Annotated in this window: 5 protein-coding genes; 1 reads left to right on the top strand and 4 read right to left on the bottom strand. The window is 57.6% G+C overall.

Annotated elements, in window-relative coordinates; genetic code table 11:
* Positions 1 to 122 precede the first annotated feature (122 nt).
* The 3 genes from F2P44_RS33860 to F2P44_RS33850 are packed head-to-tail and all read right to left on the bottom strand — an operon-like array spanning position 123 to position 1,840.
* Positions 123 to 737, bottom strand: coding sequence for an MFS transporter (locus F2P44_RS33860; protein ID WP_229423905.1), 615 nt, complete (start codon positions 735 to 737; stop codon positions 123 to 125).
* On the bottom strand, positions 734 to 1,477 hold the full coding sequence (locus tag F2P44_RS33855) for an MBL fold metallo-hydrolase (protein ID WP_167094416.1): 744 nt from the start codon (positions 1,475 to 1,477) through the stop codon (positions 734 to 736). Before F2P44_RS33855 ends, F2P44_RS33860 begins: the two co-directional genes overlap by 4 nt.
* Before the next feature lie 9 nt (positions 1,478 to 1,486).
* Entirely contained in the window at positions 1,487 to 1,840 is a 354-nt protein-coding gene (locus F2P44_RS33850) for a DsrE/DsrF/TusD sulfur relay family protein (RefSeq protein ID WP_167094414.1), read from the bottom strand.
* Positions 1,841 to 1,954: 114 nt separating this feature from the next.
* Between F2P44_RS33850 and F2P44_RS33845 the strand changes: the two genes are divergently transcribed.
* Complete coding sequence (locus F2P44_RS33845) at positions 1,955 to 2,614, top strand: ArsR/SmtB family transcription factor (protein WP_167094411.1); 660 nt, start codon at positions 1,955 to 1,957, stop codon at positions 2,612 to 2,614.
* Between the two features lie 342 nt (positions 2,615 to 2,956).
* On the opposite strand, the gene F2P44_RS33840 is transcribed toward F2P44_RS33845, so the two are convergent.
* Entirely contained in the window at positions 2,957 to 3,880 is a 924-nt protein-coding gene (locus F2P44_RS33840; protein WP_370662791.1) for a DUF389 domain-containing protein, read from the bottom strand.
* Positions 3,881 to 4,005 lie beyond the last annotated feature (125 nt).

Below are 4,005 nucleotides of genomic sequence, written 5' to 3'. Positions count from 1 at the left end.
AACTTCTGCACCATCCGCTCCTGCCTCGACACCCTACGCAAACAAGGGCACAGCATGCTGGAAGTGCTGCGCCGTGCATTTGCTGGCGATCCGATCAGGCCAACTGCGTAGCGGCTGAATAGTTACACCGATAGCAGCAAGCCGATCACAACAAACGCCACGCCAAGGTAGAACGGCTGCGGCCGCAAGCCATATTTGGCTGCAATCCAGCCGGTCGCCAGCGCCGCTGCGCCGACGGCGAAATAACCCGCGAATTCATTGACGCCCATCGCCGTGCCCCGATTTTTGGGACCGGCGAGATCGATCTTCATGATTACAGTGGTCGACCAGGTCAGCCCCTGACTCACGCCGAGAAAAACGTTGGCCAGCAAGATCCAGTTCCAGGACGGCGCCCACATCAGCAAGAAGGGAACGGGAGTAGCGATCAGCCAGCCAATCACCAGCACTATTTTACGTCCGTAGGCGTCGGAAAAGCGGCCGGCAAAATAGTTAGTGATGGCCTTGGCAAGGCCGAAGACGACAATGAACGCCAGAATCGCCGTGTGGGCGACCAGCTTAAATTCTTGTTCGGCAATGGCGGGCAAGATGCTGCGCTCCATCCCGACCATTGCACCGACAAATGCGTTTACGACAACAAGCAAACTAAATTGGCGCCAGTTCGCGCGCAGTCCAAGTTGTAGGCCAATGGAGGCGGCCGGGGAATGTGCGGCCGATGGCATCGCCGGTTCCTTGCTCATGTAAACTCAACTTGGCCAAGATTGGCGGCGACAAGCCGTTCCATCTCGGCGGGACGCGGTAGGATCGTGGTCGTGAGGGACGTTATGAATGCCTCCTTCTGCAGGGACAGCAAAGAATTCCATCGCTTTTCGAAGCCGATCGTTGACGACGGCTTTCCTGAGATGTCTGCGCCGCATGCGCTTCCAGCTTGGTGTCCTGGAAAGACTTCCAGCTCTTCAGGCAAGTTCAGCAGCCGACCATGCAGGCTGTCCCAGAGCTGGGCCGCCATTTCTTGTTCGCGTCCTGCAAGGTCCGGTCGACCGACCGAACCGACGAACAATGTGTCACCAGTGAGGATGAACCATGGCGCTTCCGCGCGCCGGCGGTCCGAGACCAGCAGGCAAATGCTATCTTCTGTATGGCCCGGCGTATGCAGAATCTGGAAGCGCGTATTGCCCGCGTCAATTGTCTGCTTATCGGTCACCGGCGTGAATGGGAAGGCGGTCTTACCGATATTGCTCTCGTGTAGCGAGTATGCCGCGCCGCTTAGTTCGGCGAGCGTTCGGCCGCCGGACAGGTGGTCGGCATGGATATGTGAATCGAACACATAGGCGATTTCAACATTCAACTTGCGTGCCTGGTCCTTATACCAGGCTTCGTCACCGGCCAGCACGTCGAGCGCGATCCCCTTGCCTTGCCCCGCGCAACCGAAGAAGTACGAGATCGAGGCGTCGTCATTTGTTCTCTGCTTAAAAAACATTGCAATCTCCTAGAACACAAAAACTTTGTCCGCCCACTCGGACCAATCCGCCAGTTGATCGAGCGTGCCGCGATGTGCCCCTTCGATCAGTTCGCAGTCCTGCAACGCGCGTGCATCCATGCAGCCACCGCATACGCCGATGTTGTCTTGGCTAGCAGCGGCGACCCGGCCTAGTATGGTTTGCAGGTTGGGCTGCCCTTCCGACACCTTCTGACCGCTTTTTGCGGTGCCGACCGCGTCGCCCATCAGATAGATGCGCACCGTATTGTGTTCACGCTTGGCCAGTGCTGCGGCCAGCCGCAAGCCGTTGTGGGTGAGCTCGCTGCCGTATGGCGCGGCGTTCAGAATGAACAGTGCCTGCATTGGGATTTGCCTCACAAAGTAAAGAACCAACAATCTAACGATCATTGGAATATAATGGATCTTTGCCATTCCTGCAAGACCAAATTGCCGGTGGCCTTGACCTGGAACTACAAAATGCTGACACTCCTGCCTATGACAACGAATAGAACTATCAAGGACGCCCTGTACGAGCAAGTAGCACGTATCGCCAAGGCATCGGCCAGCCCGAAGCGGCTTGAGCTGATCGAATTGCTGGGGCAATCCCCCAAGACGGTTGAGGCCTTGGCGCTGCAAGCGGGCATTAGTGCGAAGCTGGTCAGCGCGCACTTGAAAGAATTGAAGTCCGCGCGCCTTGTTGAAGCTGAACGGCAGGGGAAGTACATCATCTACCGGCTGGCCAGCGCCGAGGTGGGCCAGCTATGGGTGACGCTTCGGGTTTTGGCCGAGGACCGGCTGTTCGAATTGCAGGACGCCCTGCGCCAGCTCTCTGCTGCCACCCATGAGTGGGTCGGCAATAGCCGCGAGGAACTGCTGAACAAGGCGAAATCCGGCGAAGTGATCGTGATCGACGTACGGCCGAGCGAGGAATACGCGGTTGGCCACGTGCCGTTTGCACGTTCGATGCCACTAGCCGAGCTGAAGAACCGTCTGGCCGAATTGCCAAAGGACAGGCCCGTGATCGCATATTGTCGCGGTCCATTCTGCTTGATGTCGTCCGATGCAGTCAGGCTGCTCCGCGACCAAGGCATCGACGCGCTACAGATGCGAGAGGGCGTTGTTGAGTGGAATAGTTAACGCGACTTCCTCTGCGTGGGGTCTCAGGTGCAGTGGATTGCTTATGGAAAGCTTTGCATAAAGTTCTTATGGAAAGCACATTTTTATGGAAAGCGCTGACCGCGATAGACCGGGCCGCACTCCGGCCCCGATCTGCCGTCAGGGCTTGATTTGCTCGACATAACGCGGCGGCTCGGATTGAAGCGCGGCCCCATACCTGAACGACTCGATAAGAAGTTCATTGCAAAACATAACGTGGTGCCGAAACTGAATAGCTGGACCGCCAAAGCAACCGACGTCCTGGCCAAATTCACGCGCGCACGCACGAAGCGGAATAAACTTCAATCCGTGTGACTCGCCACTTTAACGGTCGCGCGCCTTCTGGACAACGTTGACCGTCACGCTGGCATTCTGATTCTCGACACGGGCCTTGAACCAGCGCTCCAATCGCTCGCGTTCGTGGCGCGACAGAGCACTGCTCATGGTGAGGGACAGGAAGGGCACTACGGCAATCCCTGGCCCGGCAGGAATCCCGCTTGCGGCATCAGGCTTGTCGTCGCTGGTCAGGGCCTGGCCGTAGCCCACCATCGCTTTGCGTAGGGTCGGGTACTGGGCGCGCAACTCGCGCAGTACGCTGGCCGTCTCGCGTCCGCCAACTTCGCCCGCCCTCTTGTGGGCGTCCAATCGACTGCGCAGTTCCAGAATGGTAACGTCCCGCTCGCGCAATGTGTCAATGTTTGTGCGATACAGGTCCGCCAAAACGCCTTCCTTAAGCTGAGCCACATCGACATTTTGGGACGCGCCCTGATGAACCACGAGCGAAGCCCCTGCTAGACGGGAATTCGCCAGGCGATCTTTGAGTACGTCCAGCGCAGGCTGCTCGATCGGGTCGCCTGTCAGCGTCACTTCGATTGTTTTACTTTCCGGCGCCAACGCCAACCCGACCACCGAAGTGTGCTTGAACTGAAACTCGCGTTTGATGAACGCTTTGGCGTTGGTGCGAAACACTTCGGCTCGCACCAAGCCGAATGCAAGATACGCGCTAGGAATCGTGGTGGCCAATACGATCACTAAGAGTGCGGTCTTGACCCGGCGCTCGACGTGGCGGTCGATAAAATTACGGTGAGGCAGGTGCAGAAAGCCCGTAACGGTAACCAGCACCATCGATACTGCAATGAAGACACTGTTGATCGAAAACAGATAAAACGCACCGACGACAAAATCCCATTTCATATGTGCCAGTCCGTACCCGACCGTGCATAACGGCGGCATTAGTGCGGTAGCGATGTAAGTGCCCCATGAACCCCAGGCTGTTCAGGGAACCGTTTCGCTGGCTAAATCATGGCTATGCAAATTCCACGGCAACAGCGCCTCCACCTCGTCCACCGTCGTCGCCAGCGGCAAGCTGCGCA

It is taken from the genome of Massilia frigida, assembly GCF_011682175.1.
Classification (GTDB): Bacteria; Pseudomonadota; Gammaproteobacteria; order Burkholderiales; family Burkholderiaceae_D; genus Telluria_A; species Telluria_A frigida.
This window is presented reverse-complemented; position numbering and strand designations above follow the sequence as displayed.